The organism is Spirillospora sp. NPDC000708 (genome assembly GCF_040299565.1).
Taxonomy (GTDB): domain Bacteria; phylum Actinomycetota; class Actinomycetes; order Streptosporangiales; family Streptosporangiaceae; genus Spirillospora.
The window spans coordinates 1-17,518 of the sequence record NZ_JBEPCJ010000069.1 but is presented as its reverse complement, the minus strand read 5'-3'; the positions used below and the strand labels follow the sequence as shown (position 1 = coordinate 17,518).

General features: G+C 73.6%; 18 protein-coding genes. 13 read left to right on the top strand and 5 right to left on the bottom strand.

The genetic code is table 11. The features are described from left to right. Positions 1 to 4 precede the first annotated feature (4 nt). The 4 genes from ABT299_RS36620 to ABT299_RS36605 are packed head-to-tail and all read left to right on the top strand — an operon-like array spanning position 5 to position 5,788. Positions 5 to 1,480, top strand: coding sequence for an ABC transporter substrate-binding protein (locus ABT299_RS36620; protein WP_500253541.1), 1,476 nt, complete (start codon positions 5 to 7; stop codon positions 1,478 to 1,480). Continuing rightward, the gene (locus tag ABT299_RS36615) at positions 1,477 to 2,253 is read left to right on the top strand and encodes an ABC transporter permease (protein ID WP_500253540.1); all 777 of its coding nucleotides are present in this window, start codon (positions 1,477 to 1,479) and stop codon (positions 2,251 to 2,253) included. The genes ABT299_RS36620 and ABT299_RS36615 overlap by 4 nt, the downstream gene beginning before the upstream one ends. After that, positions 2,250 to 3,095, top strand: a complete 846-nt coding sequence (locus ABT299_RS36610; protein ID WP_500253539.1) for an ABC transporter ATP-binding protein — start codon at positions 2,250 to 2,252, stop codon at positions 3,093 to 3,095. The genes ABT299_RS36615 and ABT299_RS36610 overlap by 4 nt, the downstream gene beginning before the upstream one ends. Continuing rightward, complete coding sequence (locus ABT299_RS36605) at positions 3,095 to 5,788, top strand: fumarate reductase/succinate dehydrogenase flavoprotein subunit (protein WP_500253538.1); 2,694 nt, start codon at positions 3,095 to 3,097, stop codon at positions 5,786 to 5,788. The genes ABT299_RS36610 and ABT299_RS36605 overlap by 1 nt, the downstream gene beginning before the upstream one ends. Before the next feature lie 24 nt (positions 5,789 to 5,812). On the opposite strand, the gene ABT299_RS36600 is transcribed toward ABT299_RS36605, so the two are convergent. Continuing rightward, positions 5,813 to 6,580: an adenosylcobinamide-GDP ribazoletransferase gene (locus ABT299_RS36600; protein WP_500253537.1), complete on the bottom strand. Its 768-nt coding sequence runs from the start codon at positions 6,578 to 6,580 to the stop codon at positions 5,813 to 5,815. Continuing rightward, the gene (locus ABT299_RS36595) at positions 6,577 to 7,521 is read right to left on the bottom strand and encodes a bifunctional adenosylcobinamide kinase/adenosylcobinamide-phosphate guanylyltransferase (protein WP_500253536.1); all 945 of its coding nucleotides are present in this window, start codon (positions 7,519 to 7,521) and stop codon (positions 6,577 to 6,579) included. The genes ABT299_RS36600 and ABT299_RS36595 overlap by 4 nt, the downstream gene beginning before the upstream one ends. A gap of 79 nt (positions 7,522 to 7,600) precedes the next feature. Here ABT299_RS36595 and ABT299_RS36590 point away from each other — a divergent pair, with 79 nt between their 5' ends. Further along, positions 7,601 to 8,509: a DsbA family protein gene (locus ABT299_RS36590; RefSeq protein ID WP_500253535.1), complete on the top strand. Its 909-nt coding sequence runs from the start codon at positions 7,601 to 7,603 to the stop codon at positions 8,507 to 8,509. A 43-nt stretch (positions 8,510 to 8,552) separates the two neighbouring features. After that, positions 8,553 to 8,750 carry a hypothetical protein gene (locus ABT299_RS36585; protein WP_190868574.1) on the top strand — a complete coding sequence of 66 codons (198 nt, stop codon included), beginning with the start codon at positions 8,553 to 8,555 and terminating at the stop codon, positions 8,748 to 8,750. Between the two features lie 100 nt (positions 8,751 to 8,850). Here ABT299_RS36585 and ABT299_RS36580 read toward each other — a convergent pair whose 3' ends face one another. Then, positions 8,851 to 9,852 carry an aldo/keto reductase family protein gene (locus ABT299_RS36580; RefSeq protein WP_387028890.1) on the bottom strand — a complete coding sequence of 334 codons (1,002 nt, stop codon included), beginning with the start codon at positions 9,850 to 9,852 and terminating at the stop codon, positions 8,851 to 8,853. A 106-nt stretch (positions 9,853 to 9,958) separates the two neighbouring features. Next, positions 9,959 to 10,540, bottom strand: coding sequence for a DUF3043 domain-containing protein (locus tag ABT299_RS36575; RefSeq protein ID WP_190868576.1), 582 nt, complete (start codon positions 10,538 to 10,540; stop codon positions 9,959 to 9,961). A gap of 131 nt (positions 10,541 to 10,671) precedes the next feature. Here ABT299_RS36575 and ABT299_RS36570 point away from each other — a divergent pair, with 131 nt between their 5' ends. The 5 genes from ABT299_RS36570 to ABT299_RS36550 all read left to right on the top strand — a co-directional run bounded on the left by ABT299_RS36570 (position 10,672) and on the right by ABT299_RS36550 (position 14,279). Next, entirely contained in the window at positions 10,672 to 11,481 is an 810-nt protein-coding gene (locus tag ABT299_RS36570) for a PspA/IM30 family protein (RefSeq protein WP_208245377.1), read from the top strand. Next, the gene (gene pspAA / locus ABT299_RS36565; RefSeq protein ID WP_190868577.1) at positions 11,478 to 11,756 is read left to right on the top strand and encodes a PspA-associated protein PspAA; all 279 of its coding nucleotides are present in this window, start codon (positions 11,478 to 11,480) and stop codon (positions 11,754 to 11,756) included. The genes ABT299_RS36570 and pspAA overlap by 4 nt, the downstream gene beginning before the upstream one ends. Positions 11,757 to 11,898: 142 nt before the next feature. Next, positions 11,899 to 12,816: a zinc metalloprotease HtpX gene (gene htpX, locus ABT299_RS36560; protein ID WP_190868578.1), complete on the top strand. Its 918-nt coding sequence runs from the start codon at positions 11,899 to 11,901 to the stop codon at positions 12,814 to 12,816. Between the two features lie 3 nt (positions 12,817 to 12,819). Continuing rightward, positions 12,820 to 13,389: a PspA-associated protein PspAB gene (gene pspAB / locus ABT299_RS36555; protein WP_190868579.1), complete on the top strand. Its 570-nt coding sequence runs from the start codon at positions 12,820 to 12,822 to the stop codon at positions 13,387 to 13,389. Between the two features lie 104 nt (positions 13,390 to 13,493). Beyond that, a complete protein-coding gene (locus ABT299_RS36550; protein ID WP_387028893.1) occupies positions 13,494 to 14,279 on the top strand; it encodes a maleylpyruvate isomerase family mycothiol-dependent enzyme in 786 nt (261 codons plus the stop codon). Positions 14,280 to 14,433: 154 nt separating this feature from the next. On the opposite strand, the gene nadA is transcribed toward ABT299_RS36550, so the two are convergent. Then, positions 14,434 to 15,588, bottom strand: a complete 1,155-nt coding sequence (gene nadA / locus ABT299_RS36545; RefSeq protein ID WP_190868581.1) for a quinolinate synthase NadA — start codon at positions 15,586 to 15,588, stop codon at positions 14,434 to 14,436. Positions 15,589 to 15,823: 235 nt separating this feature from the next. On the opposite strand from nadA, the gene ABT299_RS36540 reads away from it, so the two are divergent. Next, positions 15,824 to 16,186 (top strand): HesB/IscA family protein, encoded by a 363-nt coding sequence (locus ABT299_RS36540; protein ID WP_190868582.1) that lies wholly within the window; start codon positions 15,824 to 15,826, stop codon positions 16,184 to 16,186. Between the two features lie 188 nt (positions 16,187 to 16,374). Beyond that, positions 16,375 to 17,361 carry a PfkB family carbohydrate kinase gene (locus ABT299_RS36535; RefSeq protein WP_190868583.1) on the top strand — a complete coding sequence of 329 codons (987 nt, stop codon included), beginning with the start codon at positions 16,375 to 16,377 and terminating at the stop codon, positions 17,359 to 17,361. The last annotated feature ends 157 nt before the right edge of the window (positions 17,362 to 17,518 follow it).

Here is a 17,518-nt window from a genome sequence, read left to right as displayed (position 1 = left end):
ACCGATGAACGCGACGCAAGCGAAGAACGCGATGCGACCGAAGAACGCTATGAAGGGGACCCTGGCGGCGGGCGCCGCCCTCCTCCCGCTCCTGGCCGGCTGCACCGTGGCCGGGAACGCCGCCGACGGCGGAGGGTCGGGGCAGATCGTCGTGGGGTACCAGTCCAAGACCATCAACACCGTCACCGCCGGGACGCTGCTGCGCTCGCTCGGCTACTTCGAGAAGCGGCTGAAGGCGCTCGGGAAGCAGGACGGCACAAAGTACTCGGTGGCGTGGCGCGACTACGACACCGGCGCGCCCATCACCGCGCAGATGCTCGCCGGGAAGATCGACATCGGCTCGATGGGCGACTACCCGCTGCTGATCAACGGCTCGCGGGCGCAGGCCCAGGGCGGCGACGCGAAGACCTCCTGGGTGTCGGTGACCGGCTACAACATGCGCGGCTCGCTGAACGGCGTCGTCGTCGCCCCCGGCTCGAAGGCGAGGACGCTGCGCGACCTCAAGGGGAAGACGGTCTCGACGAGCGTCGGCTCGGCGGGCCACGGCACGTTCGTCCAGGCGGCCCGCAAGTACGGGCTGGATCCCGGCAAGGACGTCAAGGTCGAGAACCAGCAGCCCACGGTCGGCGCCTCGGCGTTGCAGGCGGGCAGCGCGGCGGCGTTCGCGCAGTTCGTCGCGTGGCCCGGCCTGCTGGTCGACAAGGGGCAGGCGCGGCTGCTGTACGACGGCGGCCAGCTCGACGTTCCGACGTTCCACGGCGTGGTGGTGCGCGACCAGTTCGCCAAGAAGAACGGCAAGGTGCTGGACGCGTTCCTGCGCGCGCAGATCGATGCGACCGACTACCTGCACGCGCACCCGCTGGCGGCGGCCGAGTCGGTGGCGTCCACCACCGGGCTGCCCGCCGAGACCGTCTACCTCTACAACGGCGCGGGCGGCGTCGCCACGTTCGACCCGACCATCAAGCAGGGGCTGAAGGACGCGTTCGTGCACGACGTCCCGTTCCTGAAGTCCATCGGGGTCATCCAGACGCCGCTCGAAGTCGGGCCCTTCATCAACGACACCTACATCAGGAAGGCGTACGGCGCGTCCTACGACCACGACGCCGCGTCCACCGCCAACCCCGCCGCCATCACCGGGACCGACGAGGTGTGCAGGACCCAGGTGGACGATCCGAAGACCGCCGGCGAGGTGTGGGTGCAGGGCGAGGAGAGGACGCGTCCGGTGGCCGGCCCGGTCTGCCTGCTGAAGAACGTGCGCGCGCTCCAGAGCCAGGGCAAGCGGCTCAGGGCCGCCTACATCCCGGACGCCACGACCGGCACCCGCTGGTTCGCCGACAAGGACGTCTGGGTCGAGGACCCGTCGGCCAAGGCGGGGGAGAGGTTCAAGCCGTTCGCCACGGACGAGGGCGCGCGGAAGTACATCGCCGCGCACTCCGGCGCCGAGGTCGTCACCTACGACGAGGCGGTGAAGAGCGCGTGAGCGGCCTCCTGCGCTGGCCCGTCCGCGCCGCGTCCCTCCTGGCCGCGCTCGCGGTGTGGCAGCTCCTGACCGCGGCGAACGTCCGGCTGTGGGTCCGGTTCGACCGGTTCCCCGGCCCGGCCGACGTCCTGCGGGAGTTCGGCCGGCAGGTCGAGCACGCCCAGTACTGGCAGGACGTCGCGCAGAGCCTCGTCCGCATCCTCACCGGGTTCGCGCTCGCCGCCGTCCTCGGCGTCGCCGCGGGCGTCGCCACCGCCCGGTCCCGGTGGGCGGGCGACCTGCTGCAGCCGCTGTTCGAGGTGGCCCGGCCGATCCCGGCGATCGCGCTGGTGCCGGTCGCGATCCTGCTGTTCCCCGCGAACGAGCAGGGCATCGTGTTCATCACCTTCGCCGCCGCGTTCTTCCCCGTCCTCGTCGGCACCCGGCACGCGGTGAAGGCCCTCCCGCTCGTGTGGGAGGACGCCGTCCGCACGCTCGGCGGCAGCCGCATCCGCGTGCTGTCCGGGGTCGTGCTGCCGGGGATCCTGCCCGGCGTGTTCGGCGGCCTGTCCATCGGGATGGGCGTCGCGTGGATCTGCGTGATCTCCGCCGAGATGATCTCCGGCGACTTCGGCGTCGGCTACCGGACCTGGCAGGCGTACACGATCGTCGACTACCCCGGCGTGCTCGTCGGGATGGCCACCATCGGGCTGCTCGGCTACCTCACCTCCGCCGCGGTGGAGCTGACCGGCCGCCGGCTGACCCGCTGGCTGCCGAGGGAGGGGCGCTCATGACGGGCGAAGCGGACCGGAGCGCGCGGGGACCCGCGTCCCCGCGCGGCGCCGGCGGCGCGATCGAGCTGCGGGCCGAGGGCGTGACGCTCGCCTACGGCGGCCGCCCCGTCGTGACCGGCCTCGACCTCACCGCCGAGGCCGGCGAGATCCTCGCCGTGCTCGGCCCGTCCGGCTGCGGGAAGTCGACGCTGCTGCGCGCGTTCGCCGGGCTGCTGCCCGCCGCGTCCGGGCGCGTCCTCGCCGGCGGCGAGCCCGTCACCGGGCCGTCCGCCGACCGGGCGCTGATGTTCCAGGACGACGCGCTGCTGCCGTGGCGGACCGCGCGCCGCAACGTCGAGCTGGCGCTGTCGCTGCGCGGCGTGCGGCGGGCCGCGCGGCGCGCGGCGGCGGACCGCTGGCTGGCCCGGGTCGGCCTCGGCGACGCCGCCGGGCTGCTGCCGCGCGAGCTGTCCGGCGGGATGCGCCAGCGCGTCCAGCTCGCCCGGACGCTCGCCGCCGGGCCCCGCGCGATCCTCATGGACGAGCCGTTCGGCGCGCTCGACGCGCAGACCCGCGCGAGCATGCAGCGGCTGCTCCTCGACGTGATCGCCGACGCGCCCGCGACCGTCGTGTTCGTCACCCACGACGTGGACGAGGCGCTGCTGATCGGCCACCGGATCGCCGTGCTCGGCGCGGGCGGCGTCACCGCGCGGTTCCCGGCGCGCGCCCCCCGCGAGGAGGTCCTCGCAGCGCTGGGCGCGCGTCCCGGCGCACAGGAGACCGGCGCACAGGGGACCGGCACGCGGGACGCCGACGCACTGGAGACCGGCGCGCGGGAGACCGAGACGAAGGAGACCGTGTGATGGAGACCCCCGCCGCGACCGAGCGGCGCGAGCTGGCCGCCGACGTGCTGGTGATCGGCGGCGGCACCGCCGGGACGATGGCCGCGATCACCGCGGCCGAGCACGGCGCGTCCGTGCTGCTGCTGGAGAAGGCGCACGTCCGGCACTCCGGGGCGCTCGCCATGGGCATGGACGGCGTGAACAACGCGGTCATCCCGGGCAAGGCGACGCCGGAGGACTACGTCGCCGAGATCACCCGCGCCAACGACGGCATCGTGAACCAGCGGACCGTCCACCAGACCGCCACGCGCGGGTTCGCGATGGTGAAGCGGCTCGAGAAGTACGGCGTGAAGTTCGAGAAGGACGAGCACGGCGAGTACGCGGTGCGCCGCGTCCACCGCTCCGGCTCCTACGTGCTGCCGATGCCGGAGGGCAAGGACGTCAAGAAGGTGCTCTACCGGGTGCTGCGGCAGCGCTCCATCCGGGAGAAGGTGACGATCGAGAACCGCGTGATGCCGGTGCGGGTCCTGACGTCGGGCGGGCGCGCCGTCGGCGCGGTGGGGTTCGACACCCGCAGCGGCGAGTTCGTCACCGTGTCGGCAGGTGCGGTGATCCTGGCGACCGGCGCGTGCGGGCGGCTCGGCCTGCCCGCGTCCGGCTACCTGTACGGGACGTACGAGAACCCGACCAACGCGGGCGACGGCTACGCGATGGCCTACCACGCGGGCGCCGAGCTGAGCGGCATCGAGTGCTTCCAGATCAACCCGCTGATCAAGGACTACAACGGGCCCGCCTGCGCGTACGTCGCCAACCCCTTCGGCGGGTACCAGGTCAACGCCGAGGGCACCCGGTTCGTCGACTGCGACTACTGGTCCGGGCAGATGATGTCCGAGGTCAAACGGGAGATCGACTCCGCGCGCGGGCCGATCTACCTCAAGCTCACGCACCTGCCGGACGAGACGCTGACCGCGCTCGAAGGCATCCTGCACACCACCGAGCGGCCGACGCGCGGCACGTTCCACGCGGGCCGCGGCCACGACTACCGCACGCACGACGTGGAGATGCACATCTCCGAGATCGGGCTGTGCGGCGGGCACTCGGCGTCCGGCGTCTGGGTGGACGAGAACGCCCGCACCACCGTCCCCGGCCTGTACGCGGCGGGCGACCTGGCGTGCGTGCCGCACAACTACATGATCGGCGCGTTCGTGTTCGGCGACCTCGCGGGCGCGCACGCGTCCGCGCACCTGCCCGCCGACCGGGGCGGGCCGGACGCGCTGCCCGAGGACCAGATCCGCGCCGCGCACGAGCTGATCTACCGCCCGCTGCGCAACCCCGACGGCCCGCCGCAGCCGCAGGTCGAGTACAAGCTGCGCCGGTTCGTCAACGACTACGTCGCGCCGCCGAAGACGCGGACCAGGCTGGACATCGCCGTCGAGACGTTCGCGCGGATGGAGACCGAGATCGCCGCGATGGGCGCGCGGACCCCGCACGAGCTGATGCGCTGCGCCGAGGTGACCTTCATCCGCGACTGCGCCGAGATGGCCGCCCGGTCGTCCCTCGCCCGCACCGAGAGCCGCTGGGGCCTCTACCACGACCGCGCCGACCTGCCCGAGCGCGACGACGCGGAGTGGATGTTCCACCTCAACCTGCGGCGCCGCGACGACGGCGCGATGGAGTTCGTCAAGCGGCCGGTCGCCCCGTACCTCGTGCCCGTCGAGGAGTTCACCGTCCCGGAGGGCGCCGAGCCGCAGGTCCTCGGCGCGGCGTCCGCCGGGCGGGTCGCGGTCGCGGCCCGCCCGGCCGAGGGGGCCCGTCAGGCGGCCGCGGTCGGGCGGTCCCCGCGGCTCCTGGAGCTGCAGCGGCTCGCCGAGACCGAACCGGACGTCGGCGCCGTCGCCGCCTACCTGTCCGACCCCGACCCGAAGGTGCGGCGCGCCGCCGTCGCCACCCTCACCGAGGTCGCCCCGGACGGCGTCGCCGGGGCCCTCGCCACCGCGCTCGGCGACGCGCACGGCTCCGTCCGGCACGCCGCCGCGACGGCGCTGCGCGAGCTCGTCGAGGTGCTGCCCGCCACCGGCGAGGTCCGGGACGCGCTGAGCGGTGCCCTGGACGTCCCGGACGCGCAGGTGCGGGCCGCGGTCCTGGACGTCCTGCGCGCGCTGCGGCTCGGCGGCGCGGACGTGTTCGCCGCCGCGCTCGGCGACCCCGACCACCGCGTCCGGCTGCAGGCCGTCCGCGGGCTGGTCGCACGCGACGCGGCGGACGGGGTGGCGCGCGCGGCGGGCGACGCGTCCCGGGAGGTGCGGATCGCCGTCGCGCACGGGCTCGGCACGATCGGCGCCCCGGCGTCCGCCGCCGTCCTCGGCCGCCTCGTCGGCGACGCCGACGACCTCGTGCGCGCCGCCGCCTTCGAGGCCCTCGCGGCCGTCGGATGCCCGCCGCCGCTGGACGCGGCCGCGGCCGCGGCGCTGCACGACCCGGCGTGGCAGGTCCGCGCAGGCGCCGCGCGGGGCCTCGCGGGGGCCGGCCCGGGCGCCGCGTCCGTGCCGCTGATCAAGGCGCTGGACGACCCGCACCTCGACGTCCGCAAGGCCGCCGTGATCGCGCTGTCGGCCCAGCCGCGCACGGCCGAGACCACCGAGGCGCTGAGGGCCGCCCGGTCCGACCCGGACGCCGACGTGCGCGCCTACGCCCGCCGGGCCCTCACCTCCTGACCCGCCGGGCGCTCCCCTGACCCGTCAGGGGAGCGCCGCCAGGGCCAGCAGCGCGGCGGTCGTGGCGATCTCCACCAGCGCGCCGAGGACGTCGCCGGTGACGCCGCCCAGCCGCCGGACGGCGTGCCGGAGCATCAGCAGCGCGGCGGCCAGGCCGATCACGACCGCCGCGAGCCCGTGCAGGGCGCCGCCGGGGCCGCCGGACGCCGCTCCGGCGGCCCCGGCGGCCGCCAGCACCGCGACGGTCGCGACGAGCGCGCCGCGCGCCGGGACGGTCCCCGCGACCAGCGCCCCCAGCCCGCCCGGACGGGCCGCCGGAACCCCCTCCCGGCACGCCCACGGCAGCGCCAGCCGCCCCGTCACCCCGGCGATCAGCGCGGCGACCGACGCGTGCGGCGCCGACGCCAGCGCCGCGACCTGGACCAGCACGACGAGCAGCAGCGTCACGACGCCGAACGGGCCGATGTCCGACCGCTTCATGATCGCCAGCGCGTCCTCGGCGGGCCGGCCGCTGCCCAGGCCGTCCGCGAGGTCGGCGAGGCCGTCCAGGTGCAGCGCCCGCGTGAGCACCGCCGCCGCGCCCACCGCGAGCGCCGCGGCGAGCAGGCCGGACAGGTCCAGCGCGCCGCCAAGTAGCAGCACCAGCGCGGCGGCGCCGCCGGTGAGTAGCCCGACGAGCGGCGCCGCCAGCATCGCCGCCCGCCCCGTGGCCCGGTTCACCTCGGGCGTCCGCAGCGGAACGACCGTGAGCAGCGTCACCGCCAGCCGCGGCCCCGCCCCGGCGCCCCTCACGGCAGCTCCAGGACGCGGCCCGCCACCACCAGCGCCGCCTCCTCCGACTCGGCGGCGAGCCGCTGGTTCACTAGCCCGAGCATGTCGCGGAACGCCCGCCCCGACGGGGTCGCGGGCACCAGCGACAGCCCGACCTCGTCGGACACCGCGACCACCCGGGCCGCGGTGCCGCGCCACGCCTCGACCAGCGCGTCCAGGCGCGGCAGCACCCGCCGCGGGTCGTCCCACGCGCCCGCCTCGTCCATCGCCGCCGCCAGCCACGTCCCGATCCCGTCCACCAGCACGGCCCCGGACGCCGACGCCAGCACGCCCGCCAGGTCGGTCGTCTCGGCCGTCCGCCACCAGGCGGGACGGCGGTCCCGGTGCGCCTCGACCCGCGCGCTCCACTCCGGATCGTCGTCGCGGACCGGGCCCGTCGCCGCGTAGAGGACGTCGGGGCAGCCCGCGAGCCGCAGCTCCGCCTCCGCCGACTTGCCCGACCGCGACCCGCCGAGCAGCAGCGTCCGGAACGGGCCGTCCTGCGGCCGGACCCAGAACGCCATCCGCCGCTCCAGCTCCGCCGGCGACGGCATCCGGTGGTCCACGTGGACGGCCATGACGCGCGTATCGGCCGTCACCGCGCCGATGCGGCGCAGGTACCCGAGATGCTCGGGAGAGCCCGCCAGATCGAGCAGGACGGCGTCGTAGCGCGCGTCCGGCACGGGCTCCGGCCGGGCGTCCGGTCCGGCCGCCACCAGCACCCGGCCGCCGCCTTTGGCCCGCACGTCGAAGCCGCCGGGGACCCGCGACCGGGGAAGGTCCTCGGCCGGGACGCCGTCGAGGAGCACGGTGACCGGTTCGTGCCGCACCCCGGCGGCCCGGAGCCGCCCGCAGGACGCGCAGCGGCACCCGTCGCCGGGCCAGCCGCCCGGCGCGGCGATACCGCGGAGTTCGATGTCCATAACGGTCCGAAACTCTACGGGCCCGCCTGGATACGCTCACCTGGAAGGATCACGACCTCCCGGCAGAAGGAGACCCCCGGTGGGCAACCCCCCGACCCCGCCCTGGCCGGACCAGGGGCCGCAGCCGCCCTACGGCCCCCCTCCCGTGCCGCCGAACGGCCCCGCGCCCATGCCGCCGGGCGCCCCGCCGGCGCCGCCGATCACCGTGCCCCCGCCCGGCGGGCCGCCCTGGCGGCCCGGCCCACCGCCCCCGCCGCGCCGCGGCCCGGGCCTGCTGATCGCGCTGATCGGCGGTGGACTCGTGCTCGTGCTCATCGCGGTCGCCGTCGTCGTCGTGCTCACCAGCGGCGACGGCAAGGACGGCGGGGACCGCGCCGACGGCGGCTCCGGCGGGACGGGCTTCCAAGCGGGCCGGATCGCCGGCGGCGCGGAGGCGGTCCCGAACCCCGACGGCAGCCTCACCATGGCCAGGCCGGGCGTCACGTCCCCGGTCGTCGACATCTACGAGGACTTCTCCTGCCCGCCCTGCGGCAACTTCGACCGCACCAACGACCCGATGCTCAAGCAGGTGGCCGTCGCGGGCGAGGCGAAGGTCGTCTTCCACCCGATGGTCATCTTCGGGGAGGGCACCGAACCGCAGCACGGCAACTCCACGCGGGCCGCGTCCGCGCTGCGCTGCGTCCGCGAGGGCGCGCGCTGGCTGTCCTACCAGGACGCCCTCTACGCGCACCAGCCGTCCGAGAGCACCGAGGGGTACGCGACCTCCGACCTGCTCGCCTGGGCCGCGCCCCTCGGGCTGACCGGCGACGACTTCAAGAACTGCGTCACCGGCCAGCGGTACGCCTCGGACGTCGGGCGGGTCAGCCGGTCGTACATCTCGTCCGGCGTCCAGGGGACGCCGTCCGTCCGGGTGAACGGACGGCTGCTCGCCTCGTCCGACACCCAGACGCCGGACGCCCTGCGGCGCGCCATCGAGGCCGCCTCCTGACCGGAACGGCTAGTCTCACCCGCGACGAGGGAGGTCGAGCGCGATGGCGTGGAACTGGCGTTTGGAGAAGGCCGACGGCCGGACGGTCGGCACGTCCGAGGAGACCTTCACCACCCAGTCGGACGCGGAGAGCTGGCTGGGCGAGAACTGGCGGGGCCTGCGCGCCGGCGAGGTCGACAAGGTGACGCTGCTGGACGGCGAGACCGTCGTCTACGAGATGAGCCTGCACGACCCGGAGTGACACCGGACGGCCCGCCGGGGCCGGAAGGGCCCGCACGGAGAGCGGAAGGGGCCGCGGGACGGGCGTCCCGCGGCCCCTTCGCCGTCCGGCGCGCCTCAGCTCACGGCCGGGTGCGCGGGCTGACGGTCTTGGACGCGTCGCGGATCACCGCGTCGCCGAGCACCTCGTCGATGCGCTTCAGCACGTCGGCGTCCAGCTTCACCCCGGCCGCCTTCACGTTGTCGCCGACCTGTTCCGGCCGCGACGCCCCGACGATCGCCGCCGACACGTTCGGGTTCTGCAGCGTCCACGCGATCGCCAGCTGCGCCATCGACAGCCCGAGGTCGTCGGCGATCGGCTTCAGGTTCTGCACGCGGGTCAGCAGGTCGTCGTTCAGGTAGCGCTTGATCATGTCGGCGCCGCCCTTGTCGTCGGTGGCGCGCGACCCCTCCGGCAGCGGCTGCCCCGGCTTGTACTTGCCGGTCAGCACGCCCTGCGCGATCGGCGACCAGACGATCTGGCCGATCCCCTCGCGCTCGCACACCGGGACGACCTCCTCCTCGATGACCCGCCACAGCATCGAGTACTGCGGCTGGCTCGACACGATCCGGTCGAACCCCATCTCGTCGGCGATCTTCAGGGCGCGCTCGATCTCCTCGGCCCGCCACTCCGACACGCCGACGTACAGCACCTTGCCCTGCCGGACGAGGTCGTCGAACGCGCGGAGGGTCTCCTCCAGCGGCGTCTCGTTGTCGAACCGGTGGGCCTGGTAGAGGTCCACGTAGTCGGTGCCGAGGCGGCGCAGCGAGCCGTTGATCGACTCCATGATGTGCTTGCGGGACAGGCCCCGGTCGTTCACGCCGGGCCCGGTGGGCCAGTAGACCTTCGTGAAGATCTCCAGCCCCTCGCGGCGCTGCCCCTTCAGGGCGCGTCCGAGGACCTCCTCGGCGCGCGTCCCGGCGTAGACGTCCGCGGTGTCGAAGGTGGTGATCCCCTCGTCGAGGGCCGCGCGCACGCACGCGCGCGCCGCGTCCTCCTCGACCTGGGAGCCGTGGGTGAGCCAGTTGCCGTACGCGATCTCGCTGATCTTCAGACCGCTCCGGCCCAGGTATCGGAACTCCATGCCCACGACCCTAGCCCGGCGGAGATCGCCGCCGGTCCGGGCGGGGGCGCCGCGGGCGGAACGGTCCCGGGACGCGAGCGGCGCGAGGGGCGCCGGCGGCGTCCCGTCAGACCTTGTCCTTCTCGCCGATCTTGACCTGCGGGCCGGGCATCCGCAGCCGGCGGATCTGCATCGCGCGCATCGCCGCGTAGAGCCCGACGCCCTTGGTGTCCTCGTCCGGGTGCCGCTCGGCGGCGAGCTTCTTCACGCCCCGGCTCAGGATCAGGCCCTCGCCGAACACCACGACCAGCAGCAGCGGCGGCGCGAACAGCACCAGCAGCTTGGCCGCCGGGATCGGCAGCAGGCTCAGCAGCACGATCGCGAACATCGCGTACATCAGGTACGAGCCGAAGGTGCGGCGCGCGTCCACGTAGTTGCGGGCGAGCCGCCGGACCGGGCCCTTGTCCCGCTTGAGGAGGTACTTCTCGTCGCCCCGGGCCATGCCGGCGCGGGCGCGCTCGCGCTCGCCCGCCTGCCGCTCCCGCACCTTCTTGTACGCCTCCTTGCGCGTGGAGGGCGCGGTGATCGGCTGGCGGCGGCGCTTCTCGGCCTCGCTCCGCTTCGGCGTGGGCCGCCCCTTGCCTCCCGGCTTCGGCGTTACTACCTGAGGAGGATTCGGCGGGGCTTCCGGGGTACGACGCTTGAACACGGGGTCAGCCTACCGGCTGCGAACATCGTGGCTGCCTCGCGCGTTAACGCGTAGGGTGATAAGAACCCCAGCAGTGGTCATTGAGCCCAGTATGCGACTGAGGCACAGCACGAAGGGACCGGCGCCGCGCGATGAGCGTGATGAAAAGAATGTCGATGATCTTCAAGGCCAAGGCCAACAAGGCCCTGGACCGGGCCGAGGATCCTCGCGAGACGCTCGACTACTCCTACCAGCGCCAGCTGGAGATGCTGCAGAAGGTCCGTCGGGGGGTCGCCGACGTCGCCACCTCGCGCAAGCGTCTCGAGCTGCAGATCAACCAGCTCGAGCAGCAGCAGAACAAGCTGACGGACCAGGGCAAGAAGGCGCTGCAGGTGGGCCGCGAGGACCTCGCCCGCGAGGCGCTGACCCGCCGGTCCGGGCTGGACTCCCAGCTGAACGACCTGCGCGCGCAGTACCAGCAGCTGCAGGGCGAGGAGGAGAAGCTCACGCTCGCCTCCCAGCGGCTGCAGGCCAAGGTCGACTCCTTCCGCACCCGCAAGGAGACGATCAAGGCGACGTACACCGCCGCCGAGGCGCAGACCAAGATCAATGAGGCGTTCTCCGGCATCTCCGAGGAGATGGGCGACGTCGGCCTGGCCATCCAGCGCGCCGAGGAGAAGACCGAGAACATGAAGGCGCGCGCCGGCGCCATCGACGAGCTGCTCGCCTCCGGCGCGCTCGAGGACTTCTCCGGCCCCCGCGACGACATCCAGGCCGAGCTCGACCGGATGGGCTCCGGCCCCGGCGTCGACCTCGAGCTGGAGCGGCTGAAGGCCGAACTCGGCCAGGGCCCGGCGCCCAAGGAGCTGAACCAGGGCTCGCCCACCGCGCAGCCCCAGCAGCAGCAGCACGACACCCCGCAGCAGGCCCCGTGGCCGCAGCAGCCCGGGGGTGCGCAGTGATCGTCCGTCTCATGGGCGAGGGGCAGCTGGACGTCGCCGACGGCGACCTGGCCGCGCTCAACACCCTCGACGGCGAACTCGAGTCGGCCATCGAGGCCGGCGACGAGACGGCGTTCCGCGCCGCGCTGCACGCCCTGCTGGAGAGCGTGCGCAAGGTCGGCAAGCCGCTGCCGGCCGACAGCCTGGCGCCGTCCGAGCTCATCCTGCCGCCGGCGGACGCGGCGATCGACGAGGTGCGCGCCATGCTCGGCGACGAGGGGCTGATCCCGGACTAGATCCCTGGCCGCCCCGCCGGGCGGCCAGGGGCCGGTCGTCCTCCAGGACGATTCGCGCGGGACTCCGGGGGTGCCTGGCACAAAAACCGGGGCTCGCGCGTTCTCACAAGTGAATCGGGGAAAGAAAACTGGGGGTTGCCGGATGGCCTCGACGCGTTACGCCTCCGACCGGGGGCTGACGTCACGCATGCTCGTGACCATGTTCCTGCTGGGACTGGTCTACGTCGTCTTCGTGACGGCCTTCTTCGTGATCGCTCCGAAGTTCGGGGTGATCGCTCTCGTCATCGCGCTGGCGTTCCTGTTCGCGCAGTACTTCTTCTCCGACAAGCTGACGATGTTCGCCATGCACGGCCGGGAGGTCTCGCCGGAGGAGGCGCCCGAGCTGCACGGCGTGATCGACCGCATCTGCGCCATGTCGGACGCGCCGAAGCCGCGCGTCGCCGTCGCCGACACCGACGTGCCGAACGCGTTCGCGACCGGCCGCAACCAGAAGAAGGCCGTGGTCTGCGTGACCACCGGGCTGCTGCGCAGGCTCGACCCCGTCGAGCTGGAGGGCGTGCTCGCCCACGAGATGGCGCACGTCGCGCACAAGGACGTCGCGGTCATGACGATCGCCTCGTTCCTCGGCATCTGCGCCGGCCTGATCACCCGCTTCGGCCTGGAGTGGGGCCTGTGGGGCGGCTTCAACCGCCGCGACAACGACCAGAACACCGGCCTGATCCTGCTCGCCGTGGTCGCGGTGAGCGCCGTGGCCTACGCGGTCAGCTTCCTGCTCACCCGGGCGCTGTCGCGCTACCGGGAGCTGTCGGCCGACCGGGCCGCCGCGCTGCTGACCGGCCGCCCGTCCGCGCTGGCCAGCGCGCTGACCAAGGTGTCCGGGGAGATCGCCCGGATCCCGACCAACGACCTGCGCTCGGCGCAGGCGTTCAACGCCTTCTTCTTCACCCCGGCGTTCGGCAAGGGCTTCACGATCTCGCACCTGTTCTCGACGCACCCGTCGCTGGACAAGCGGCTCGCGCAGCTGTCGAAGATCTCCGACCAGCTCAGCAGGGGAGTCTGACCCGTGGGTTTCCTGGACACGCTGCTCGGCCGGTCCAAGCCGGTCAAGCCGGACCTCGACCAGCTCTTCGGGCTGTCCACGGCGGCGATCACGCTGGAGGCCGCGACCGGGTTCAAGCCGACCGGCCTCGGCTCCGTCTGCTTCCGGGCGGCCGAGGGCGGCGCGTTCGCGCGGCTCCAGGCCGACGTCCAGGAGCTGCTCGACGCCGACGAGGGGCCGAAGGTCGAGATCAGCAACGACTCCTACGGGTACACGTGGCTGCTCGCGACGCACCCGCCGGAGGAGCTGCCGGACCTGGTCACCGACCTGCACGCGGTGAACTCCACGCTGGAGTCGGGCGGGTTCGGCCCGCACCTGCTGTGCTCGCTCGCGGGCTTCCGCGGCCCGGAGGGGCAGCGGCTCGCGCTGGTCTACCTGTACAAGCGCGGCACCTTCTACCCGTTCGCGCCGCTGCCCGGCGACAAGCGGGACAACGCCCTGGAGCTGCAGGTGCGCGGCGCGGTCGGCGCCGACCTGCCGTTCGAGGCGGACCTCGGCCGCTGGTTCCCGGTGTGGGGCGCCCCCGGCCTGTGACGGGCCGCCCCCGCGGACCCGGTTCCGGGACGCCCTGATCTATGGGCCGATGCGGGGTATGTCTGTGATCTGAACGTCCACGGTCGGTTCATGCGGGAGGCGTAATGACCGGACGTCCCTGGGACCATGCCCGCCACTGCGCCGCGCTGGAGGCGGAGGCCGCCGCGTTCGCGGAGGTCGCGGCGGGCGCCGGCCTCGACGAGCCCGTGCCGTCCTGCCCCGGCTGGTCCGTCGCCGAGCTGGTCCGCCATCTCGGCGCCATGCACCGGTGGGCGGGCGGCACCGTCCGGGTGGGGGCTCCGCGCCGGCTCAGCCTGCGCGAGCTGGGCGTCTCGTTCCCGGTGGTGCCGGGCGACCACCTGCCCTGGTATACCGAGGGCGCCGGACGGCTCCTGGAGATCCTGCGGGCGGCCGACCCGGACGCGCCCGTGTGGGCGTGGGGCGTCGACCAGCACGTCCGCTTCTGGTCCCGGCGGATGCTGTTCGAGACCGCCGTGCACCGCGCCGACCTGGAGATCGCCTGCGGCCGGACGCCCGCCGTCGCGCCCGACGCGGCCGCCGACGGGACGGACGAGCTGCTGGAGAACCTGGAGCGGGCCGCCGCGTTCGCGCCGAAGGTGGAGAACCTGCGCGGCGACGGCGAGGTGCTGGCGTTCGACGCCGCCGACATCGGCTCCCGCTGGCTGTTCCGCCTCCTGCCGGACCGCTTCGAGTGGAGCCGCCACGACGCCCCGGACGGCGGCCCCGGCGGCGCCGACGCGACCGTCCGCGGCGCCGCCTCGGACGTCTTCCTGTTCCTGTGGGGCCGCCGCAAGCTCGGCGACTCCGCCCTGGAGTTCTCCGGCAACGACGACCTGCTCGTCCACTGGGTGGAAAACTCTGCGATCTGACCGGGGCAAGGCCTCGACCACCGCGCGAGCGCGTTATCTGACCGGCGGGGCGACGCCGGAGGCGAGCCCAGCCGGGAAGCTCGCGAAGCGAGGTCGCGCTCGCCCAAGCCTGGTCAGGGGCGAGCCGCCAGGCGAGCCCCCTGGGCCAGGGTTGTTAAGGCAGTGCGAGCATCTGGTCGAGGGCGGCTCGGGCGTTGCGGGCGGTGTCCTCGTCGACCGTGATCACGTTCTCGACCTCGCCGCGCACGAGCGACTCCAGCGACCACACCAGGTGCGGCAGGTCGATGCGGTTCATCGTGGAGCAGTAGCAGACGGTCTTGTCGAGGAACATGACGTTCTTGTCCGGGTGGGCGTTCGCGAGGCGCCGGACGAGGTTCAGCTCGGTGCCGACCGCCCACGACGTGCCGGGGTCGGCGGCCTCGATCGTCCTGATGATGTACTCGGTGGAGCCGATCTGGTCGGCGGCCGTGACGACCTCGTGCCGGCACTCGGGGTGGACGAGCACGTTGACGCCGGGCACGCGCGCGCGGACCTCGTCCACCGACTCCTTGGTGAACCGGCCGTGCACCGAGCAGTGGCCGCGCCAGAGGATCATCTTGGCGTCGCGCAGCTGCTCGTGGGTGAGGCCGCCCTCGCGGCGGTGCGGGCTGTAGACGACGCAGTCGTCCAGCGAGAAGCCCATCTCCAGGACGGCGGTGTTGCGGCCGAGGTGCTGGTCGGGCAGGAACAGCACCTTCTTGCCCTTGGAGTACGCCCAGTCGAGGGCGCGCTTGGCGTTGGACGAGGTGCACACCACGCCGCCGTGCCGGCCGACGAAGCCCTTGATGTCGGCGGAGGAGTTCATGTAGGTGACCGGGACGACGTCGTCGGCGACGCCCGCGTCCTCCAGCACCTCCCAGCAGTCCTCGACCTGGTCGAAGGTCGCCATGTCGGCCATGGAGCAGCCGGCGCCGAGGTCGGGCAGGATCACCTTCTGGTGCGGCGCGGTGAGGATGTCGGCGGACTCGGCCATGAAGTGCACGCCGCAGAACACGATGTAGGGCGCCTCGGGGCGCGCGGCGGCCTGCTGCGCGAGCTTGAACGAGTCGCCGGTGACGTCGGCGAACTGGATGACCTCGTCGCGCTGGTAGTGGTGGCCGAGGACGAACACCCGGTCGCCGAGGGCCGCCTTGGCGGCGCGGGCCCGCTCGACCAGCGCGGGGTCGGACGCCGCGGGCAGCTCGCCCGGGCAGTCCACGCCGCGCTCGCTGGCCGGGTCGGAGCCCTCGCCCAGGAGCAGCAGCGGAAGGTCGCGCACTGGGGTGGTCACGGGAGTCTCCCTCCTGCGACGGGACTTATCGTCGCTCTGACGACTAATGATGGCACACCATCGCGGCGGGGGAGGTGTGACGTAGGCCGCACCGCTCCGCGGCGTTAAACATGGGCGATACGCGGAATGGGCTTGTGGCGAGGTACGTTGTCCTACGGGAAGAGGCGTAAGTCGTCCTCGAGGACAAGCGACAGTCCGCCGCATCGCGGCGCAGCGAGACCCGGGAGCTGAACACATGACGGTTTCAGGCGAGACCACGCAGGAGACCACGCAGCAGGGCGTCATCCTCACCGACGCCGCCGCCGAGAAGGCCAGGGGCCTGCTCGAGCAGGAGGGCCGCGACGACCTTGCGCTGCGTGTCGCCGTGCAGCCGGGCGGCTGCTCCGGCCTGATCTACCAGCTCTTCTTCGACGAGCGGGAGATGGACGGCGACCAGATCCAGGACTTCGGCGGGCTGAACGTGCGCGTCGACCGGATGAGCGCGCCCTACCTCACCGGCGCCACCATCGACTTCGTCGACACGATCGAGAAGCAGGGCTTCACGATCGACAACCCGAACGCGTCGGGCTCCTGCGCCTGCGGCGACTCCTTCAACTGACGGAGCACCGCCGGCCCGCGGGCCGGCGGAGGGGCGGCCGGACGGACACGTCCGGACCGCCCCTTTCGCATGCCCGACCGCCCCGCCGGGATGCGCACCCGCCGCGTCGTGTGGTCCGATGGGAAGTAGTCTTTCCGGGTTGAAACAGCCGGTGACAAGCCGGACGACCACGACGAGGAGAGCGACGCGTGCGCATCGCCGTGACTGGCTCCATTGCGACCGACCATCTGATGACCTTCCCCGGAAGGTTCTCCGACCAGCTCCTGCCCGACCAGCTCGACCGGGTCTCGCTGTCCTTCCTGGTGGACGAGCTGGAGATCCGCCGCGGCGGCGTCGCCGCGAACATCTGCTTCGGGATGGGCAGCCTCGGCAAGGAGTCCATCCTCGTCGGCTCCGTCGGCGACGACTTCGCCGACTACCGCTCCTGGCTGGACCGGCACGGCGTCGACACCGCCTCCGTGCACGTGTCCGAGCTGCACCACACCGCCCGGTTCCTGTGCACCACCGACCAGGACCAGAACCAGATCGCCTCCTTCTACACCGGCGCGATGAGCGAGGCCCGCTCCATCGAGCTCGGCCCGGTCGCCGACCGCGTCGGCGGGCTCGACCTCGTGCTGATCAGCGCGAACGACCCGGAGGCCATGCTCCGGCACACCGACGAGTGCCGCTCGCGCGGCATCCCGTTCGCCGCCGACCCGTCCCAGCAGCTCGCCCGGATGGACGGCGCGGACGTCCGCCGCCTCCTCGACGGCGCCGCGTACCTGTTCAGCAACGAGTACGAGAAGGCGCTGTTCGAGGAGAAGACCGGCTGGTCGGGCGAGGAGGTGCTGTCCCGGGTCGGGATCCGCGTCACCACCCTCGGCGCCAAGGGCGTCGTCATCGACCGGCAGGGGGAGGAGGGCCTGCACGTGCCCTGCGTCCCCGTCGAGAACGTCGTGGACCCGACCGGCGTCGGCGACGCGTTCCGCTCCGGCTTCCTGTCGGCGACGGCCTGGGGCCTGCCGCTGGAGCGCGCCGCGCAGGTCGGCAGCACCGTCGCCGCGCACGCCCTGGAGGCCGCCGGCCCGCAGGAGTACACGCTGTCGCGGCGGGCGTTCCTCGACCGGCTCTCCGCGGCCTACGGCGCCGGCGCCGCCGCCGACGTCGAGCCGCACCTCGCCTGCCCCAACCCGTGAGCGGCGCGTGGGGGGGCGGGGGGCGGCCGGGGGGGCCCCCCCCCGCCCGGGCCGCGCCCGGGGGCGCGCCCCCGCCCACCCCCGGGCACCCCCCCCCGCCCACGCCACCCCCCCCCCGGATAAGAACAAAATCACCCCACGGAGCACCGCCGGGGAG

What these genes read in the sequence shown, in the direction of transcription:
- ABT299_RS36550 (WP_387028893.1), top strand. Translation starts at nt 13,494, where the DNA reads ATGACCGGACGTCCCTGGGACCATGCCCGCCACTGCGCCGCGCTGGAG.
- ABT299_RS36585 (WP_190868574.1), top strand. Translation starts at nt 8,553, where the DNA reads ATGGCGTGGAACTGGCGTTTGGAGAAGGCCGACGGCCGGACGGTCGGC.
- ABT299_RS36605 (WP_500253538.1), top strand. Translation starts at nt 3,095, where the DNA reads ATGGAGACCCCCGCCGCGACCGAGCGGCGCGAGCTGGCCGCCGACGTG.
- ABT299_RS36580 (WP_387028890.1), bottom strand. Translation starts at nt 9,852, where the DNA reads ATGGAGTTCCGATACCTGGGCCGGAGCGGTCTGAAGATCAGCGAGATC.
- ABT299_RS36595 (WP_500253536.1), bottom strand. Translation starts at nt 7,521, where the DNA reads ATGGACATCGAACTCCGCGGTATCGCCGCGCCGGGCGGCTGGCCCGGC.
- ABT299_RS36540 (WP_190868582.1), top strand. Translation starts at nt 15,824, where the DNA reads ATGACGGTTTCAGGCGAGACCACGCAGGAGACCACGCAGCAGGGCGTC.
- ABT299_RS36610 (WP_500253539.1), top strand. Translation starts at nt 2,250, where the DNA reads ATGACGGGCGAAGCGGACCGGAGCGCGCGGGGACCCGCGTCCCCGCGC.
- htpX (WP_190868578.1), top strand. Translation starts at nt 11,899, where the DNA reads ATGGCCTCGACGCGTTACGCCTCCGACCGGGGGCTGACGTCACGCATG.
- ABT299_RS36570 (WP_208245377.1), top strand. Translation starts at nt 10,672, where the DNA reads ATGAGCGTGATGAAAAGAATGTCGATGATCTTCAAGGCCAAGGCCAAC.
- ABT299_RS36620 (WP_500253541.1), top strand. Translation starts at nt 5, where the DNA reads ATGAACGCGACGCAAGCGAAGAACGCGATGCGACCGAAGAACGCTATG.